The organism is Vibrio sp. Y20_XG_PY13, assembly GCF_024181925.1.
GTDB classification, from domain to species: Bacteria; Pseudomonadota; Gammaproteobacteria; order Enterobacterales; family Vibrionaceae; genus Vibrio; species Vibrio parahaemolyticus.
Genome location: NZ_JAMZAL010000001.1, coordinates 894,806 through 912,144, shown reverse-complemented (window position 1 = coordinate 912,144; position 17,339 = coordinate 894,806). Strand labels below are relative to the sequence as shown.

The window sequence follows — 17,339 nt, the reverse complement described above, 5'->3', positions numbered from 1 at the left end:
GGTATGCCCGCAGATGCTTTCTAGTCGTTTTCTCAATCGCTAAGCCACGACTGAGTAAAGTGTCTGAAATTGAGAGCATTAATGCTGCGAAGTTGATGTCTTTTGTCTGAAAGATAGACGTAACTTTTCTAACCATCAAATACGTGATTAGGTTCTCATTTTTATATGAGTGATAGGATCAAGAGAAAACAGGCACTTACTGTAGAGAGTTGATTTGAAGGAAAAATATAAATTTTTTTGGGGAACTTTTTTGATGCTGCCTTTGAGACTTTTTTCGAATCTCAAAGGCAGGTTCTAACGCGGGGTACTCAATTACAAAGCGTTAAGTACATCCGCAAGTCGAGTGACAGCCGTCGTCAGTTCTTCTGGTGTGGCATTGGTAAAGTTAAGACGCAGAGCGGCTGTTACCTTGGAACCTTCCGGATAGAATACCGGGCTTGGCACCACAGCAACCCAGTTTGCGAGTAGAGTTTTCGCAAGTTCGAACGTGTCGCACTCTGGAATTTCGACCCAGACAAACATGCCACCATCGACAGGTTTGAGTACGCAACTTTCTGGCAGCTGCTTTTGCAGCTCAGCAAACATGACATCGTAACGCGATTTGTAAAGTGCGCAGATGGTTGAAATGTGTGTTTCGAAATTGTCATGTTGAAGTAGACCATGCAGCAATGCTTGTATAGGAATACTAGAGTGCAGATCTGCACCTTGTTTGATTTTGATGAGTGGCTCAAGGTAACTGCGTTTGCCGGTAACCACACCAATACGCAAGCCTGGTGAGGCGATTTTGGAGAATGAACGCAACACGATGGAGTGCTGCGGGCAGAAATCCGAAACCAGCGGCAGTGCTTCACCAGAAAAACGCAGCTCGCGGTATGGTGCGTCTTCAATGAATGCAACGTCGTATTGGATACAAAGCTCGGCAACTTTTTGGCGAGTCTCTAGCGCCCAGCATACGCCCGTTGGGTTGTGAAAATCGGGCACGGCGTAGAACATTTTTGGTTGCTGCGTGGCAAAGCATTGCTCGAGTTCTTCAAGGTTTGGGCCACACTCGGTTTGTGAAACGGTCACGATGTTGGCTTGCACTAAACCGAATACTTGCATAGCACCAAGGTAGCTTGGTGCTTCCATCACCACTTTATCGCCCGGATTCACGTACGCACGCGCAATCAAATCTAGCCCTTGCTGAGAACCCGTTGTGATCATCGCCAAATGAGATTCTGGCAGTTGGTAATAATCGGTCAAAAAGTTAAGTAGCGGTGCGTAGCCTGCTGTTGCGCCGTATTGAAACACCTCTGGCATGTTCGCAAGGTTTTCTAGCGTCGGTTTCATTAAGTCGATCGGGAAGGTTTTTTCGTCCGGTAAGCCACCCGCAAGAGAAATGACGTTCTTATCGCTCGCTGCTGCGAGGATCTCTCGGATGTAGGATGACTTAGTTTGTTGTAATGACTGTGCGATTTCCATGTGCTGTGCTTCTCGTAATTGTCTTTTTTTATGTCAGAAATAGTATAGGTAAATTGCCAAGCTTGGTGTGTCCATTTATGCTGTTAAACATGCCCATTTATGCTATTTGAGCGAAAGTTTACTCCGTGAGCCATCAACAAGTTTCCAGAATCAATGACGTGCTGTTTTACATTCACCAGGACATTAGCAGAGATTTATCAGCTAAAGAGCTAGCGGACGTAGCAGCCTATTCTGAACAACACTTCCATCGTATTTTTAAAGATGTCGTGGGGGAATCCATCCATCAATATATCCGCCGTACCAGAATGGAATACGCCGCCAATCAACTGATGTTTGATACCGGCTCATCAGTGCTAGACATTGCTAACAAGTGTGGCTTTAACTCGGTATCTTCTTTTAGCCGAGCGTTTAAAGCGACGTTCGCTATGTCTCCTGGTGCATGGCGAAAGCATGATTTACAAGTCGCAGAAAAACCGTATTTGAAGGATCCGGAAGTGGCAGCGGGTTATCATCGGGTTGCGAAACGCGAGTTGCCAGAACCAAAAATTATGGAGGTCCCACAACGCTTTGCGGCGTATGTTCGACATGAGGGCTATAACCGCTCCATTCGCAATGCGTGGCTGATTTTGAAAGCGTGGGCAAGTTCTGAGAATCGGGACTTTTCGGTTCAATATGGTTTGCATCACTCCAACCCTGCTTGGGTTGAGCTCGACAAGTGTCGTTATGTGGCTTGTATGGCGATTGATAAGCCGCTCAAAGTACGCGGTGTCGTGAATCAAATGACGATTCCGGGTGGTTTACATGCTGTTTTTCGCTTAACGGGAGTATATGGTGAGCTTCTTCCTCAACTGAGTATGGTATTAGAGAAGTGGTTGCCTAACTCAGGCTTTAAGCAACGTTCCACGCCCGCTTATGTTCATTATCTTAAAAACCATTTCCTCAGCCATGATGAGGCGTTTGAGCTGGATTTCTATCTACCCATCAGTTTTTTCTAAGCATCAGAAACACGCGGCTTGGCGAAAAGAATGCAGTCGCATGGAACGAAAAGGCAGAGCCCAAAACAAGCGCTGCCTTATTTTTAGAATATCTTGATAGGTGGCTAGAAATTGGCATCCGTCTCAGCACCAGCCGATACCGTTAACTCACTTGTTGCTTGATAAATACTGAAGGTTTCTCCGGCGACAATACCTTCTTCAGAGTCATCATTTGCAGTGCAGGTATAGCCAACCGAGTAGGTGCCGGGTTCTACAAAACCAAACTCGTATTCGTAATTAACTTGCTCCATATCTGGAACCACGTTGGCTGCTGCAATTGGCGTGGCTTTCCCGTCTTCGCCAGCAAATGGCCCCATGTCCTCTTTGGCGACGCTGCCTTCATATAAGTAAACGGCGTGCGCATAGTCGTTTGCACTGGACGTATCAATTTCGCAATCTGCATAGGTTTGTGCGGCGACATCGCCCTGAATTTCACCTGTCGTAACGGTGTTGATCAAGGTCACCGAAGTGCGTTGAATACTGTACCCTTCATTTTGACCCGTTCCGTCTTTTAAGCCTCGACGCAGATCAAACTCGACCACGAATTCATTGTTATCAGGATTAACCGCAAAGGTGTTGTTAAAGAACAATACCCCAGAGTTAGGCTCTTTACCCACGCCTTGAGGACAAGCACCATCGCCTTTGACGGTCAGTGGGATTTGATTTCCTGTCTCTTCGTCAATCACATACGATGGGTAGTCGGGGTGATCGCCATCATTGGCAAACACACACAACTTGTAGTTGCCAGAAGGAATCACTTCATCTTCAACCAGCTCTTGAACATCACTGCCTTGATAGTTGAGCAAGTTAACACTCAACGGCAGAGGATCTTCACCATCAGGAATTAGATTGCCGTTTTCATCCACGTAATTGCCTTCTTCATCGGTTTTATACACCTCAAAAATTTGTGGTGATCCGCCATCAAGAGGAAGGAAAGCAACTTTGCTGTAAGTGATGACCACTTCGGAAACGTCGTCTATCGGCGCATCAGAGACGGATAGAGTCACAGGAGTTGTCGTGGTGATGGTATTACTGTCAGAGTTACAGCCAAAGAGTGCGACTACCACCGCTGCACCAACTAGGCTGAATTTTATGGTGTTCATTGGGGTTACCTTCTTAGTGGGAAGTCTATTAAATGTAGTAGAAAATGATGAGATTTTGCGCAGGAGATTGGGGGCTTTTGAATACCAAATTTTAAGGTGTTGTAAATTAAATGCGTTGCGTAAAAGTGTGGCCAACTCGACGATATCACCCCGAATGAAGTGCTATGGTTAATGTTGAATTGCTTAAAAAACAAGCAGAGCAAACATCAATAACGCCACTCAAGAGGTCTCTATGTTAGGTGAAAATCACTCATTAACCCATGAATTCCCAGAACATTTGGATACCATCACTCAGCTTAGCCAAAACGATGCATCATTTGCTGAAAACGTTAAAAACTATAACGCACTCGATAAAGAGATTCGTGTATTAGAGCTGCAAGGCAGCCCGATAGACGACCACGCTATGAATGTGCTCAAGCATAATCGAGCGGAGCTAAAAGACTGGCTGCACAACCGAATTATGGGTTCTTAACCAAGCAATGAGTATCGGCTCGTATTAACGAGCCGATTTTAGAAGAGGGAGGGGTCCAACAAATTAACGAGTTGTAGTTGTCAACGATTCGGATACCATAAGATCTTGCTTCTTCCGTACTTTTATCTGCGACAGAATCACGCCGGAGATAACCATCAAGCCGCCGATAATATGGTACACGTGAATCTCTTCACCGAGCAGTGTTGACGCTAAGGCGACAGAGACCACAGGCATTAAGTTCATGAACATGGCGCTGGAGTCTGCACCAATCAAATCTATTGCTTTTACCCACATCAATGGAGCGAAAATAGACGCTGCGATACCAGCATAAGCGATCAGTGGAAGCGCCTCTTGGCTAGGAAGCAGTTGTTCGCTTGAAAGCCACAGTGGAGTCAGCATGATGACAGAGAAGAAGCCTTGCATGTAAACCAATGTTAGGCTGTTAAATGGCATCTTCCAACGCTTTAAAAGCACACAGTATGCGGCATAAACTAACGCGGCCAGTAACATTAAGCTGTCGCCTTGCGTCATATCTTGATGCAAGAAGTAGGTGACGTCACCGTGCCCAAGCATGAATGCTAAACCACCAAGTGAAATTACCCCTCCGACAATGCTCAACATAGAAACCGATTTACCCAATAGAGGGACGCTTAAAAACACGCTGATCAAAGGCACTAATGACGTAATTAACGCCATGTTTGAAGCCGTTGTAGTTAAGCCTGCGTAGTAGCCTAACGACTGGTTAAGTACCATGCCGAGTAGGGCTAAAAATGCCAGTTTAGTAAGGTATGGACGAATTACATGACGCTGTTTGATTACGGCTGGCAAGCAAAATGGCGTTAGAAGAACCATCGCAACAAACCAACGATAGAAGCTCATTGCGCTAGGTTCAATCGTGCTTGCCGCCATTTTGTTTACGATAGAATTTCCACCCCAAATCATGACAGTAAAAAACGGAAGCAAATAAACCATGAGAACCTCATCGCACAATAATTGATGGCGCTAGTCTGACAGGTCTTTATAATGAAAAGTATCTCTTAAAAGACATCGTAAGCGATAGGAAGACAATTTTGAAAAAGAGTGCGAGAAATCTTCATCCTTCATTATCAATTGATCGTGCGCCATCGGATGTTTTTATGAATTTTGAAGCGTTTCTTTCCAACACGGAAACCCGGATTCATAGCCATCCTTGGGGGCAAGTGCAGCTGATCAGCGGTGGGATTTTGGAAATGGATGCGGAGGACACACGATTTTTAGCGCCACCTCATTTGGCAATTTGGGTGCCAGCGGGCATTCGTCATACCAGCTACAACCGAAAACCAATCGAATATTGCTCATTGAATATTGCTCCAGAGCTGACGGCGCATTTTCCAACCAAAACCAGTTTAATTAAAGTCACCCCCATCGTTTCTGCCATCATTGAGGACTTTCGTCAGCGTGACATTAACGTCGCGCAGAGCGATGAAGACAAACGTTTGGTGCGAGTGTTGTTGGATCAACTGGCGAAACAAGAAGTGGAACATCACTTTTTACCGACAACCGACAACAAATATCTTCAGCCAATCTTAAAAGCGGTAGAAGAATCGCCAACCGATGAAATCAGCTTGGCGGAGTGGGCGGCAAAAGTGCATACCACAGAGCGCACGTTAGCGAGACATTGCCAGAGTGAGTTAGGAATGAGCTTTACTGAGTGGCGTTTACGTGTGCGGTATTTGCACTCGATGGAGTTGCTACGCAAAGGGCAAACCGTAAAAGAAGTCGCGCTGACGTTAGGTTACAACCAAGCCAGCCCTTTTATCGCGATGTTTAAGAAATACTCCGGCATGACACCGGAGCAATATAAGAATCGCTTGTTATAGCTGAGCGAGGACGTAATCCAGACCACCCACAACAGCAGCGACTTGTGCATCATTGCACTCTTCATCCGTTACTTTCGGGCTGTCTGGATAAACTTCTGTGGTGGTGCCGTAAACGCAATTTGTTACGCCGCCACACAGACCCAGTTTCACCATTGGGTAGTTGATAACGCCAAATTGTACGACTGGTGAACCAATGATCTCGCCGTGTTCATCTGCTGGTGCAATGTGAGTCACTTTTGCAACCGACTCAATGACTGCTTTTTGGAAATCAGGTTGAGGGTTCTCAGTATCTCCCACGGTGTAAAAGCCATCTGGGATCATACCTTCAATGTACTCAATACCATCACGAGCTGCTAAGGCAGGACGGAACTCAGTTTCGTCAGAATCTGTTGTCTCGTGCAAATCAATGTGCATTAACACGTCGCCCAATGTCGATACGAGCTTGATCAAGTTGGCTGACTCTTCCGCTGGGCTATCTGCATAGAATGAGCGGTTTGGATCAATCGCGTTTGGATTCCAACGGTTGATCACTTCGTAACCCCAAGGGCTCACGCAGGGTGCCACCACAATATTGAAGTGCTCTGCGTAACGCTCTGCTTCTGTTTCTACGAATTTTAGGGCGCCGTGTACGCCGCTGGTCTCGTAGCCATGCACACCGCCAGTTACAAGAACAATCGGTTTTGCTGAGTCCCAGTTACGTGTTTTGATGCAAAACAGTGGGAAGCGAGCTTGGTCGTAAGAAAGCGCACCATATTGTTCTACATCGAAACGGTCGCGTAACGCATCAATTTTGCTGACTACTTCTTCTTGGTAGCTGCGTTTTACTTCGCGCTGTGCCACCCACGCTTTACGTTCTGCTTCGCCCCAAGGTTGGCCTGGGGTACCGATTGGGTAAGAGTATCCGCTTTTCATCTATACTTTTTCTTTTGTGTGCTGAAAGGTATGACAAGACTAGACCTGTCTTATCTTATCGGCAATACAAAACACCAATTGTGACGGTATTCTTTGCAAAATCATCACTTTGCCAAGGGGTTTAATGGTGTTACATTTTGTTACTTACTCAATTTCATATAAGAGATAAAAAATGGCTGGAGCAAGTTTACTCACACTGTTGGATGATATTGCCGCGGTATTGGATGATGTTGCGTTGATGTCAAAAATGGCGGCAAAAAAAACCGCAGGTGTATTGGGTGATGATTTAGCGTTAAACGCTCAGCAGGTCTCGGGTGTCGCATCTGAGCGAGAAATTCCAGTAGTTTGGGCGGTGGCCAAAGGTTCATTTAAAAACAAACTGATTTTGGTGCCTTCTGCATTATTGATTAGCGCAATTATTCCTTGGTTGATCATGCCATTGCTACTAATCGGCGGTTTGTTTCTCTGTTTTGAAGGGGCTGAAAAAGTACTCGAAAAACTGTTTCCACACTCACATCCCCATGAAGAAAAAGAAGAGCTTGTGGACACGGGCGAGTCGTTAGAGGATTACGAAAAGCGAAAAGTTGCAGGTGCGATTCGAACCGATTTTATTCTCTCAGCGGAAATTATTGTGATTGCGTTGGGTACCGTGACTGGGGCGAGTCTTGTGACGCAAATCTTAGTGGTGAGCTTAATTGCGGTCATCATGACCATTGGTGTTTACGGCTTAGTAGCAGGCATCGTGAAATTGGATGACTTGGGCTTCTACCTTGAAATTCGCTCAAAAGGTAAGGGCTGGATGGCGAAAGTTGGCAGTGCTTTAGTTGCTTTTGCACCAAAGCTGATGAAGTTGTTAACGATTGTGGGAACTGCGGCGATGTTTTTAGTCGGTGGCGGGATTGTAGTGCACAACGTACCCGCCATTCACCACTTTGTAGAACCGATTATTATGAACTTTAGTGGTCATTCGGTTGCTACAGCGATTCTGCCTATTTTGCTTAACGGCATTATCGGCTTTGTGGCGGGTTTGATTGTAGTTGCTGTTTGGACGGTGGTAGAAAAGCTTCGCGGTAAATAATCCACATATAAAATGAAAAAGGGCCATGCTGTCTCTAATGCGGAGAACGTCAGGCCCTTTTTTATGCACGTTATTTACGTTAAGCGATTACTTCACTTTCCACTCAATTTGTTCGTTTGCACGAATAGGCACAACGATGTCGTTGCCAAATGGCATAGATTCAGGAACATCCCAAGCTGATTTTTCTAGCGTCACCGTATCTGCGTTGCGCGCAATACCGTAAAAATCGGGACCGTTGAAGCTTGCGAACGCTTCCAAGTTTTCCAGCTTGCCTTCTTTTTCAAAGACTTCTGCATAAAGTTCTAGCGCCGCGTGCGCAGTGTAAGAACCTGCACAACCGCAAGCCGATTCTTTCGCGCCTTTTGCATGCGGAGCAGAGTCAGTACCTAGGAAAAACTTTTTGCTACCACTGGTTGCGGCTTCGATTAGCGCTTGCTGGTGGGTATTGCGCTTTAGAATCGGTAAGCAGTAGAAATGAGGCTTAATGCCACCGACAAGCATGTGATTGCGGTTGAAAAGAAGGTGGTGAGCAGTAATGGTAGCGGCAACATTATCAGACGCGTTGTTAACGAACTGTGCTGCGTCGGCAGTGGTGATATGTTCTAGAACGATTTTAAGATTAGGGAAGTCATTAACGATAGGAGCGAGGACGGTATCAAGGAATTCTTTTTCTCGGTCGAAGATATCAACGTGGTGATGAGTGACTTCTCCATGAACCAAAAGCAACATCCCGACTTCTTCCATGGCTTCGAGAACGTGGTAAATGTTCTTCGCATCGGTCACACCAGAATCTGAGTTAGTCGTTGCACCTGCAGGGTAAAGCTTCGCTGCGACAATTTTACCGGTTGCTTTTGCTGCGCGAATCTCTTCTGGCGTGGTGTTATCGGTTAGGTAAAGCGCCATCAGTGGTTCGAATTGTTCGCCGTGCTGCTCTTTCAGAATTCGATCGCGGTAGGCAAGTGCCATTTCGGTATTGGTAACAGGTGGGACGGTGTTTGGCATGATCAGCGCGCGGCCATTGTAGCGGCTGATATCGCGAACGGTGTCTTTTAGAACTTCACCATCGCGTAAGTGAACGTGCCAGTCGTCAGGACGAGTAATAGTCAGTGTTGTCATTAATTGCTCCCACCATTGAAAAGTTGTCTGATTGGAGCCTAAACGCTGCATTTGCCTTTTGGAGCAAACGCTTGCGCTTAGGCGACAGGATGATAGAGGAATTGCCCTCACATTTCATCCCATTTTTCACTTTTCTACAGAGTAGGAGTGTAAGTGGTTACTTCATCGTTAACCAAAGTGCGTGAATCGTACCTGGTAGGAAGAAGAAGAAAGTTAGGATCAAGTTGATGAAGAAGTCTTTATTCAGACCTTTTTCCATGTAAACCGCTACCGGTGGAAGAAAGATACACAGCAAAATTAGAATCAGTTTTTTTGTATCCATGGGTAAAGCTCCAAGTCAATGAATGGGTGTCGTCAAAAATATGGCGCATTATGTGTTTCGTGTCACACTTTATCAAATGGTATTTGGTCAGAGCAGTGTTAAAAAATGTGAATTCTGAGTGTAGTAAAGGCATCTCAGTAAATCCAAGTCGTTTTCTCTCTTAACGGTTTGATTTTGGGATAAATGCTAATGCGTGAATCTGCATCTTAATGTCATTTAGGTATACAATACTGCAACAATTAAAGATCACCCGTAGGAAGAAGGCTATGTCGCAACCCGTTTTATCCCAAATCAATGTTTTTCCGGTTAAATCAGTCGGAGGTGTGTCGCTTTCGTCCGCATGGGTAGAAAAACAAGGGTTGAGTTTTGACCGTCGTTTTATGATTGCCAAAGCCGATGGTTCGATGATCACTGCGCGAAAGTACCCTCAAATGGTAACCGTGAAATCAGCGTTGCTTGCCGATGGGGTGGTGTTCAGTAGCTTGGGAATGGAACCACTTAAAATCCGTTATCAAGATTTCAAAATGCAGGAAACACCCGCAACGGTTTGGAAAGATACCTTCACCGCTTACACGACTACCGATGATGCGGATGATTGGTTTAGTCAGGTATTGGGACAGCGCGTAGAGTTGCTTTTTAGCGGTGAACAATCCAATCGTGTCCGTGAAAGCCTGGGACAAAATGTGAGTTTTGCTGACGGCTATCCAGTGTTGGTGATCAGCCAAGCTTCGCTAGAGGAATTGAACAAAAGAAGTTCTGAGCAACACTCCATGGATCAGTTCCGCACAAACTTAGTCGTATCTGGTACCAAGCCATTTGAAGAAGATTCTTGGAAGCGCATCCGAATAGGGGAAGTGGAGTTCGAATCTCTCAAACCTTGTGAGCGTTGTATTCTTACCACGATCAATACTCAGCGTGGCACTTTCCGTGAAAGCAAAGAGCCGCTCAAAACGTTGCAACAGTTCCGCGCCAATGAACGAGGTGGTGTGTTCTTTGGACAAAACCTTGTGGCGCGCAATGAGGGTATTATTCGCCAAGGCGATAAAGTTGAAGTGCTCGAATATAAGGAGCCGGAGTTTTATCCGGACAACTCACCTGTGCGCATGATGCTGACGTGTGTTGAGCGTGAAGAGATTGCTCAAGATTTCGTGACCTTATGGCTAGAACCGAGCAAAGGCTCTTTACCAAACTACTTACCGGGCCAACATTTGCCGATTGAGGTGGACATCAATGGTAAGAAAATTGGTCGTCGATATACCTTATCGTCTAGCCCATCTCGCCCTGGTCGCTATGCTATCTCAGTTAAGCGTATTGCAGGTGGCCGCGTGTCGAATGCCTTGTTAGACAACCTACAAGTCGGTGATGTATTAGAGGCAGAAAACCCAGATGGTCAGTTCCACCTTAAAACGCATGATGCGCAGCCGCTACTATTGCTGTCGGCGGGCAGTGGTGTTACTCCAATGCTGTCGATGGTGCGCTATCTTGCAGACCACAATCAACTGAATGACGTGGTGTTTTACCATCAATGCCGTACTGAGCACGATATTCCATGTCGCTCAGAGTTAGAGCAATTAAAACGCGAACATTCAGGGCTGGAAGTGAAAATCTGTTTAACGCAACCAGCGGTGGATTGGTTTGGTCTTAAAGGGCGTTTAAGTCTGTCTCATATCAAGCAAATCAAAGACGTTGAACAACGACAAGTGTTTGTTTGTGGGCCTGATGGTTTCATGCAAAAAGCCAAAAACTTATTGTTGAAGAAAGGTTTGCCAGAGGCACATTATCATCAAGAAGCCTTTGGTGTTTCTGCTGTGGAAGCAAGACCAGAAAAAGAGGTTGAGATTGAATTCAATGGCTTGAAGATCCAAGGCAACAATCAAAAAACGCTCTTGGATCAAATTGAAGATGCAGGGAAAGTAGTGAGTAATAGCTGTCGTGCTGGCTTGTGCGGTGCGTGTAAGGTACAGCTCACATCAGGACAAGTTCATCACCCAGATGTACCAGCCTTGACGGATGAAGAACGCGCAATGGGAACGGTATTGGCGTGTTGCGCGATTCCAGAAACGGATGTCACAGTAACGGAATAACCGAGAAGGTGCGGCCACTAACCAACAAAAAACGCTGCTAATTTTAGCAGCGTTTTGAGTTTTAAAAGCGAGCAAAAAAGATCACTTAGTCGTAAATCGTTGGGATTGGCTGACGCTTGTGCTGAGTTGCTTTGTAAATCGAAACTAAACGATCGACAACTTGTTGAGAAACTGGTTTACCTTCCAAGAAGTCGTCAATCTGCTCATAAGTTAGGTTTAGTGCATCTTCATCTGCTTTCTGCGGTGCCAGTTCTTCTAGGTCTGCGGTTGGCACTTTCTTCACTAACACCTCTGGCGCGCCCAACGTTGCGGCTACTTCGCGCACTTGACGTTTGTTCAAACCAAATAGAGGGGCAAGGTCACACGCGCCATCACCAAATTTGGTGTAGAAACCAGTGATGTTTTCTGCAGAGTGGTCAGTACCTAACACCAAGCCACCGACGTAACCAGCGATCTCGTATTGAGCGATCATACGAGCACGTGCCTTTACGTTACCTTTTACAAAGTCTACTTTTGCCGCGTCTTCTGGCATTAGCCCTGTGCCTTCTAGTGCAATATTAGAAGCGGCATGCATACCATCAACACCTTGTTTGATGTTCACAGAGATAGAATGCGTAGGTTTAATGAATGACAACGCCAATTGCGCTTCATCTTCGTCTTTTTGCTCACCGTAAGGCAGACGTACTGCGATAAACTGGTAATCGTTGCTGCCAGTTTCTTCGTTAAGTTGGTCTACAGCAAGTTGGGCAAGGCGACCTAACGTGGTTGAGTCAACACCGCCACTGATACCAAGCACAAGTGACTTACAACCTGCTTCTTGTAGCTTGCGCTTAATAAAAGCAATACGGCGTTCAATTTCGAAATGCGGGTCAATTGACGGCAATACACGCATTTCGTCACGGATGGATTGTTCCATTTAGGGTTCCTTTTCCTGCAAATATCTTAGACACAAAAACTGCTTCGAGTGGTCATTCACCAAAGATCAAACAGTGTGACGTCGTTATCGAGCTAAAATGGTGATAAACCATTCAATTAAGGCTCGTAAACGTCGCTTTAGTGTCAAAAGCTCTAAAGATTAGTAGTATCATACCGAATTCATCAGATTAGAAAACTCTCTTCAACCAGGTAATCACCGGATATGAAAAAAATCGCCATTTTTGGTAGCGCATTTAACCCTCCTAGTTTAGGTCACAAGAGCGTTATCGAGTCTCTGAGCCACTTCGATCTCGTGCTACTCGAGCCTAGCATTGCACATGCATGGGGCAAGAATATGTTGGATTACCCAATTCGGTGCAAACTGGTTGATGCCTTTATCAAGGACATGGGGCTTTCTAATGTTCAACGCTCAGACCTAGAGCAAGCTTTGTACCAACCGGGACAAAGTGTGACGACCTATGCGTTATTAGAAAAAATTCAAGAAATCTACCCAACTGCCGATATAACTTTTGTCATTGGTCCGGATAATTTCTTCAAATTTGCTAAATTTTATAAGGCGGAAGAAATTACGGAACGTTGGACTGTCATGGCGTGCCCAGAAAAAGTTAAAATTAGAAGCACGGATATCCGCAATGCACTCATAGAAGGCAAAGATATCAGCACCTATACGACACCAACTGTCAGTGAACTGTTGCTCAACGAAGGCTTATATAGAGAAACATTATCTGGTAAATAAGAGGTCGGTTTTCATGGTCAGAGTAGCCGTATTTAGTGCATGTGCGCTGCTTGTGGTGACGCAAGCTAACTCCGCATGTAACTATCTTTCTGATCGCTCCGTGGTGTTTGAAGACAACACCATGCCCATCTGTGAAGAAATTTTTGATACTGTTGGTGTGCTTAGTACCGATACCTTAGATTGGTATGCTGCTGAAGCGACAGCAGAAGGTCCAACAGAAAACTACTGGGAAGAGTGGGCAATCAAATCGCAAGACATTCCGTTTCTTACTCAAAACGTAGACAAAAACTATTTTGGTCTTGGTATTTGGATGCCAGAAGAGCTACGTGAAGAAGAAAACAAAATGACCACAGAAGAGTGGCTTCGCAGCCATGGTCTCATGTTCAGCATCGGTTTTGGTAATAAAGCTGATGGTGAGCCAAGAATGCGCTTCGACTATCGTTGGCACGAGTATTACGACGCCGACTGGATGATGCAAATTGAAGTGCCATTTTAGTTCATCGTTTTCACCAATCGTTCGATGTGTGTCGTGCTTGGGGTTACTTGGGGAAATATGTGACCCTACGTGAGGCAAAGAATAAGAAAAGGGCGTACCGCAAAGTACGCCCTTTTCGATCTTGTGTTCGCAATTTTGTGTGAGAAAACGCTATACACCGCTGACTTATAGCGCTTCACCAAACACTAGAAAGCAAAGCTGTTCGTATTCTTCTGTGTTGCCAGCAAACAAGTGCTCAACAATTTGAGATTCCTTTTTCCCAGACAACTTCATTTTTTTTGCTTCGCGCAGCGTAAGCACCAAACAAAGCTCTCTCGAAATGCGAGCTTCGCATCCTGGCTTCCACTGATTGATTGCTTGGCTGAGTGCCGAGTTTGATAGATTTGGTGAAATCGCCAGTACTTCGTGTTTAACCACAGCGAGCAAATCTAACTGGATATCAGAACGCGTCTCGGTCTTCACCAACTTTTCAATTAAGGCTTTCAGCAAAATCGATGGTTTGACAAAACCGGCCTGTTGAGCAAATGCATCATTTAAACGCACAGAAAAATCACAACGATGGACATGAGTGTTAGGTAAAAAAGTGAGTGAGCTCAAACATCCTTGAGGAATCCAAAAATACTGGCCGGGTTCAATGGCATACTCTTGCTTACCCAATTTGATGATCGCTAATCCGCTTACGACAGACAGTAAACTGTGCTTTAGCGATTTTTTACGCGCGGCAACGTTCAGAAAAGGGTAATTAGCGTCGTGAAATTCAATAGCGTAGTTCATTATGATCACCAGTGTTTTTGGGGCGCTAAGGGTAACGCTAAACCTAAACGATTCCAACCAGCTAACCGTAATTTTTAGCATGAGAAATTGTAGCCTAACTGGTATGACCATGTTAAAAGTATGGGTTGAAATGCTGCGAGACAGCAAAACTATGCGTAAAATGTGCCAGCTTTTTTTGATATGTAATGAATAATGACTGCCAATACCGATCCTTATATTGAAATTCGTCCTTACAATGACGAAGAAATTCCAGCAGCGCTGGATCGTCTAATCCAAGATGATGAATTTATCACTGCGATTCTCGATCACCGTTTTGAAAACAAAGCGAAATGGTTCAAAACGCTCATGAGTCCGTTCCTTCGCATTTACCTAAAAGCGAAGTGGAGCAAACTTGACTCCGTAGAAGCGATCCAAATCGAGGTGAAAAAATACCTTCAAGATACGTTGAATAAGACAACGGATGGCGTCACGTTCTCTGGTTTAGACAAACTGGATAAAAACACCTCCTACTTATTCGTGTCTAACCATCGCGATATCGCAATGGATCCCGCTTTAGTTAACTACGGTTTGTACCAAAGTGGTCACCGCACTGTGCGTATTGCAATCGGCGATAATTTGCTGAAAAAACCGTGTGCGACAGAGCTGATGCGTTTGAACAAGAGCTTTATTGTTAAGCGTTCTGCAAAAGCTCCACGAGAGATGATGAAAGCGCTTGGACAGTTGTCTGGCTACATCAAACACTCGCTGGATACGGGTAACTCTATTTGGATTGCTCAAAAGGAAGGGCGCGCGAAAGACGGTAACGACTTTACAGATCCTGCGATCCTAAAAATGTTCCATGTTGAAGGTCGCAAGCAAAAGGTCGCGTTTGGTGAGTACATGCGCTCGTTAAAAATTGTGCCGGTCTCGATTGCTTACGAGAACGATCCATGTGACATCGCTAAGGCAAAAGAGCTATTTGAGAAAGCAGAAAACGGCCGTTATGAAAAAGGCGAGTTTGAAGATATCGAAAGCATCATCCAAGGCATTGTTGGTTACAAAGGTCGTGTTCATGTGGCATTTGGTGACGTGGTTGAGCAAGAGTTTGAAACGCCTGAATCGCTAGCGAATGAAATCGACCGTCAGATCCACGAGAACTATAAGTTGTATCCGATCAACTTGCTCGCTGCAGGTCGTGAAGATTCAAGTATTATCACAGAAGCGGTGAAACGTCAGCTTGCTGATAAGCTAGAACAGCTACCAGAAGGCGCAAGACCGTATCTTGTTGCGAGCTACGCTAACCCAGTAAATAACCAAGATTAGTCGCTGTGTATGCTGCCCAAATGATTTAGGCGCATCCAACTAATCCAATGAAAAACACCTCGTATTGAACGAGGTGTTTTTGTCTTTGCGTATCTCTTTTTGTCTATCCAATTAACGCGCGACTGCGCCACCTAAGGTCAGATTCTTTGGCCACTTGGTTATCTTATTGCCACCCAAAAAGATGTTGCCTTTTACCGTCATTGTGTCGGGAAACTCGGTCAGGGCCGAACCACCAATGTAGAGGTTGCCATCGACCACCAAGCCTTCTGGTAGCGCTTTCAGTGGCGTTCGGATCACACTCAAATCACCTTTTACTCGAAGTTTTGCCGGAAGTGTTTTTAACGGAGTATCGGTCAGGTTCAAATACCCACCCAGCTTTACCCCTTTGGGCCAGCTTTCAACCTTACTACCAAGTAAGTTAGCGTAACCTTTGATTTTTACGCCCGACTTGATTGTTTTCAGGGCGCTATTTTTCGCGTCCAAGCTGCCACCAACATCTAAGCCCTTAGGCAGCTGAGTAATTGGCGTTTGGGAAATGTCCACATTCCCTTTTATGACCAAGCCGGATGGGAGTTCAGTGTATGGCTTGTTTCGAAGATCTAGATTGCCATAGTTGTCGATATGGCCAAATTTGGAATAGTAATCGAGCTCGTAAGCACTAGGAGACGAGCTAAATGCAATTAACGCGAGGGCTAAAGGGATGAAACGCATAACGATTACTTTCCAATAAAAAACGATAAAAGCATAACCTAAAGAGTCGGTGACGGCTATATCGGCCTGAGCTTAACTCGCCGTTGTTCGTAACGACGTGGAGGAATATCTGAGAATTAGAAGTAAGAACAAATTGCTAGAATATGAGATTCTGCCAAGAACCTGAAATACTTCCTTGCTAGTATTGTTAGGGCATAAGGGGATATTCATGAAGTTTAAAAGAGTTTCTATTTTTACTCTGAGCGCCATGGTCGCGCTATTGTCTGGTTCAGTTTTTGCCAAATCTTACAGTACGCCGGAGTCAAAGGCTTTGGTGGTTGCTGATGGTAAAATAGGCCAGCGAATTTGTTACTATGAAGATAAAGCCTATACCGCTGGTGCGGTAATCAAAGTCGATGATGTGCTTTTGGTGTGCTCTGATGAAAACGACTACGAAACCAATGGGTCGTTAAAGTGGGTCGTGTTGAAGCAAAAGAAGTGATTTAGATAAGAATAAAGCGAGCTCGTTGCTCGCTTTAAATTGAATTAACGCGCTAGAGAGCGAGTTTTCAGTTCAAAAATAAGCTTTTCTGCACTTACTTCAAACTTGAATCGAGCGGTTAGCTCTTTAGATTCTTCTGTCAGCTCTGACACATTGTATTCAACGCCAGCGCAGACTGATTTAGCTAGTTCGATGTATTTCGCTAACTCAGACTCTAATGCATCTTTAGTCTCTGCGAAAATCGTTACGTCAGCAACCTCGTCGCCTTCTTTGATGATGAAACCAATCTCACCAGCACAGCCACAAGCTTCACATACTTGGCTTTCTTCTAATTCGACACTCATAACGAATCCTCTTGTAAAAACTAAGGGTATTCTAGCAGGTATTTGATCTGTATCTACAAAAATGAGCAGTTTCGTATAAAAATACAACAGTATGTTGTTTTGTTAATTGCCGGTTAAC

Annotated in this window: 19 protein-coding genes; 9 read left to right on the top strand and 10 right to left on the bottom strand. The window is 45.0% G+C overall.

Annotated elements, in window-relative coordinates; genetic code table 11:
* Positions 1 to 312: 312 nt before the first annotated feature.
* On the bottom strand, positions 313 to 1,461 hold the full coding sequence (locus tag NL646_RS03995) for a PLP-dependent aminotransferase family protein (RefSeq protein WP_253663880.1): 1,149 nt from the start codon (positions 1,459 to 1,461) through the stop codon (positions 313 to 315).
* A gap of 125 nt (positions 1,462 to 1,586) precedes the next feature.
* On the opposite strand from NL646_RS03995, the gene NL646_RS03990 reads away from it, so the two are divergent.
* Positions 1,587 to 2,456: a GyrI-like domain-containing protein gene (locus NL646_RS03990; RefSeq protein ID WP_020841847.1), complete on the top strand. Its 870-nt coding sequence runs from the start codon at positions 1,587 to 1,589 to the stop codon at positions 2,454 to 2,456.
* Positions 2,457 to 2,560: 104 nt separating this feature from the next.
* On the opposite strand, the gene NL646_RS03985 is transcribed toward NL646_RS03990, so the two are convergent.
* Entirely contained in the window at positions 2,561 to 3,598 is a 1,038-nt protein-coding gene (locus NL646_RS03985; protein ID WP_253663879.1) for a DUF4382 domain-containing protein, read from the bottom strand.
* 232 nt (positions 3,599 to 3,830) lie between these two features.
* Between NL646_RS03985 and NL646_RS03980 the strand changes: the two genes are divergently transcribed.
* Positions 3,831 to 4,070 (top strand): YdcH family protein, encoded by a 240-nt coding sequence (locus NL646_RS03980; protein ID WP_005498169.1) that lies wholly within the window; start codon positions 3,831 to 3,833, stop codon positions 4,068 to 4,070.
* A gap of 63 nt (positions 4,071 to 4,133) precedes the next feature.
* On the opposite strand, the gene NL646_RS03975 is transcribed toward NL646_RS03980, so the two are convergent.
* Positions 4,134 to 5,042, bottom strand: a complete 909-nt coding sequence (locus tag NL646_RS03975; protein ID WP_005464099.1) for a DMT family transporter — start codon at positions 5,040 to 5,042, stop codon at positions 4,134 to 4,136.
* 98 nt (positions 5,043 to 5,140) lie between these two features.
* Between NL646_RS03975 and NL646_RS03970 the strand changes: the two genes are divergently transcribed.
* The gene (locus NL646_RS03970) at positions 5,141 to 5,929 is read left to right on the top strand and encodes a helix-turn-helix domain-containing protein (RefSeq protein WP_017447919.1); all 789 of its coding nucleotides are present in this window, start codon (positions 5,141 to 5,143) and stop codon (positions 5,927 to 5,929) included.
* Here NL646_RS03970 and NL646_RS03965 read toward each other — a convergent pair.
* A complete protein-coding gene (locus NL646_RS03965; protein ID WP_020834982.1) occupies positions 5,924 to 6,841 on the bottom strand; it encodes a M14 family metallocarboxypeptidase in 918 nt (305 codons plus the stop codon). The genes NL646_RS03970 and NL646_RS03965 overlap by 6 nt on opposite strands.
* A 172-nt stretch (positions 6,842 to 7,013) precedes the next feature.
* Here NL646_RS03965 and NL646_RS03960 point away from each other — a divergent pair, with 172 nt between their 5' ends.
* Entirely contained in the window at positions 7,014 to 7,919 is a 906-nt protein-coding gene (locus tag NL646_RS03960; RefSeq protein WP_005464288.1) for a DUF808 domain-containing protein, read from the top strand.
* Between the two features lie 87 nt (positions 7,920 to 8,006).
* On the opposite strand, the gene pyrC is transcribed toward NL646_RS03960, so the two are convergent.
* Positions 8,007 to 9,035: a dihydroorotase gene (pyrC, locus tag NL646_RS03955; protein WP_005480191.1), complete on the bottom strand. Its 1,029-nt coding sequence runs from the start codon at positions 9,033 to 9,035 to the stop codon at positions 8,007 to 8,009.
* A 157-nt stretch (positions 9,036 to 9,192) separates the two neighbouring features.
* Positions 9,193 to 9,357: a YqaE/Pmp3 family membrane protein gene (locus tag NL646_RS03950; RefSeq protein WP_005480188.1), complete on the bottom strand. Its 165-nt coding sequence runs from the start codon at positions 9,355 to 9,357 to the stop codon at positions 9,193 to 9,195.
* Between the two features lie 266 nt (positions 9,358 to 9,623).
* On the opposite strand from NL646_RS03950, the gene NL646_RS03945 reads away from it, so the two are divergent.
* Positions 9,624 to 11,441, top strand: a complete 1,818-nt coding sequence (locus tag NL646_RS03945; RefSeq protein ID WP_025638764.1) for a hybrid-cluster NAD(P)-dependent oxidoreductase — start codon at positions 9,624 to 9,626, stop codon at positions 11,439 to 11,441.
* An 85-nt stretch (positions 11,442 to 11,526) separates the two neighbouring features.
* On the opposite strand, the gene nadE is transcribed toward NL646_RS03945, so the two are convergent.
* Positions 11,527 to 12,357, bottom strand: coding sequence for an ammonia-dependent NAD(+) synthetase (nadE, locus tag NL646_RS03940; RefSeq protein WP_005480808.1), 831 nt, complete (start codon positions 12,355 to 12,357; stop codon positions 11,527 to 11,529).
* 222 nt (positions 12,358 to 12,579) lie between these two features.
* Between nadE and NL646_RS03935 the strand changes: the two genes are divergently transcribed.
* Entirely contained in the window at positions 12,580 to 13,113 is a 534-nt protein-coding gene (locus tag NL646_RS03935; RefSeq protein WP_005480803.1) for a nicotinate-nicotinamide nucleotide adenylyltransferase, read from the top strand.
* Between the two features lie 13 nt (positions 13,114 to 13,126).
* The gene (locus NL646_RS03930) at positions 13,127 to 13,609 is read left to right on the top strand and encodes a hypothetical protein (protein ID WP_005480810.1); all 483 of its coding nucleotides are present in this window, start codon (positions 13,127 to 13,129) and stop codon (positions 13,607 to 13,609) included.
* A 165-nt stretch (positions 13,610 to 13,774) separates the two neighbouring features.
* Here NL646_RS03930 and NL646_RS03925 read toward each other — a convergent pair whose 3' ends face one another.
* Positions 13,775 to 14,383, bottom strand: a complete 609-nt coding sequence (locus NL646_RS03925) for an AraC family transcriptional regulator (protein WP_140275068.1) — start codon at positions 14,381 to 14,383, stop codon at positions 13,775 to 13,777.
* 192 nt (positions 14,384 to 14,575) lie between these two features.
* Between NL646_RS03925 and NL646_RS03920 the strand changes: the two genes are divergently transcribed.
* A complete protein-coding gene (locus tag NL646_RS03920; protein ID WP_005498187.1) occupies positions 14,576 to 15,685 on the top strand; it encodes a 1-acyl-sn-glycerol-3-phosphate acyltransferase in 1,110 nt (369 codons plus the stop codon).
* Between the two features lie 111 nt (positions 15,686 to 15,796).
* On the opposite strand, the gene NL646_RS03915 is transcribed toward NL646_RS03920, so the two are convergent.
* Positions 15,797 to 16,396, bottom strand: coding sequence for a hypothetical protein (locus tag NL646_RS03915; protein WP_021452488.1), 600 nt, complete (start codon positions 16,394 to 16,396; stop codon positions 15,797 to 15,799).
* 208 nt (positions 16,397 to 16,604) lie between these two features.
* Here NL646_RS03915 and NL646_RS03910 point away from each other — a divergent pair, with 208 nt between their 5' ends.
* On the top strand, positions 16,605 to 16,877 hold the full coding sequence (locus tag NL646_RS03910) for a YnjH family protein (protein ID WP_005498191.1): 273 nt from the start codon (positions 16,605 to 16,607) through the stop codon (positions 16,875 to 16,877).
* A gap of 44 nt (positions 16,878 to 16,921) precedes the next feature.
* Here the strand turns inward: NL646_RS03910 and NL646_RS03905 are convergent, their stop codons facing one another.
* A complete protein-coding gene (locus NL646_RS03905) occupies positions 16,922 to 17,221 on the bottom strand; it encodes a YfcZ/YiiS family protein (RefSeq protein ID WP_005488152.1) in 300 nt (99 codons plus the stop codon).
* Positions 17,222 to 17,339: the final 118 nt, after the last annotated feature.

Coding starts and splice junctions, on each gene's coding strand:
- NL646_RS03905 (WP_005488152.1), bottom strand. CDS start 17,221: ATGAGTGTCGAATTAGAAGAAAGCCAAGTATGTGAAGCTTGTGGCTGT.
- NL646_RS03935 (WP_005480803.1), top strand. CDS start 12,580: ATGAAAAAAATCGCCATTTTTGGTAGCGCATTTAACCCTCCTAGTTTA.
- NL646_RS03965 (WP_020834982.1), bottom strand. CDS start 6,841: ATGAAAAGCGGATACTCTTACCCAATCGGTACCCCAGGCCAACCTTGG.
- NL646_RS03945 (WP_025638764.1), top strand. CDS start 9,624: ATGTCGCAACCCGTTTTATCCCAAATCAATGTTTTTCCGGTTAAATCA.
- NL646_RS03985 (WP_253663879.1), bottom strand. CDS start 3,598: ATGAACACCATAAAATTCAGCCTAGTTGGTGCAGCGGTGGTAGTCGCA.
- NL646_RS03975 (WP_005464099.1), bottom strand. CDS start 5,042: ATGGTTTATTTGCTTCCGTTTTTTACTGTCATGATTTGGGGTGGAAAT.
- NL646_RS03930 (WP_005480810.1), top strand. CDS start 13,127: ATGGTCAGAGTAGCCGTATTTAGTGCATGTGCGCTGCTTGTGGTGACG.
- NL646_RS03980 (WP_005498169.1), top strand. CDS start 3,831: ATGTTAGGTGAAAATCACTCATTAACCCATGAATTCCCAGAACATTTG.
- NL646_RS03910 (WP_005498191.1), top strand. CDS start 16,605: ATGAAGTTTAAAAGAGTTTCTATTTTTACTCTGAGCGCCATGGTCGCG.
- NL646_RS03960 (WP_005464288.1), top strand. CDS start 7,014: ATGGCTGGAGCAAGTTTACTCACACTGTTGGATGATATTGCCGCGGTA.
- NL646_RS03915 (WP_021452488.1), bottom strand. CDS start 16,396: ATGCGTTTCATCCCTTTAGCCCTCGCGTTAATTGCATTTAGCTCGTCT.
- pyrC (WP_005480191.1), bottom strand. CDS start 9,035: ATGACAACACTGACTATTACTCGTCCTGACGACTGGCACGTTCACTTA.
- NL646_RS03925 (WP_140275068.1), bottom strand. CDS start 14,383: ATGAACTACGCTATTGAATTTCACGACGCTAATTACCCTTTTCTGAAC.
- NL646_RS03950 (WP_005480188.1), bottom strand. CDS start 9,357: ATGGATACAAAAAAACTGATTCTAATTTTGCTGTGTATCTTTCTTCCA.
- NL646_RS03920 (WP_005498187.1), top strand. CDS start 14,576: ATGACTGCCAATACCGATCCTTATATTGAAATTCGTCCTTACAATGAC.
- nadE (WP_005480808.1), bottom strand. CDS start 12,357: ATGGAACAATCCATCCGTGACGAAATGCGTGTATTGCCGTCAATTGAC.
- NL646_RS03995 (WP_253663880.1), bottom strand. CDS start 1,461: ATGGAAATCGCACAGTCATTACAACAAACTAAGTCATCCTACATCCGA.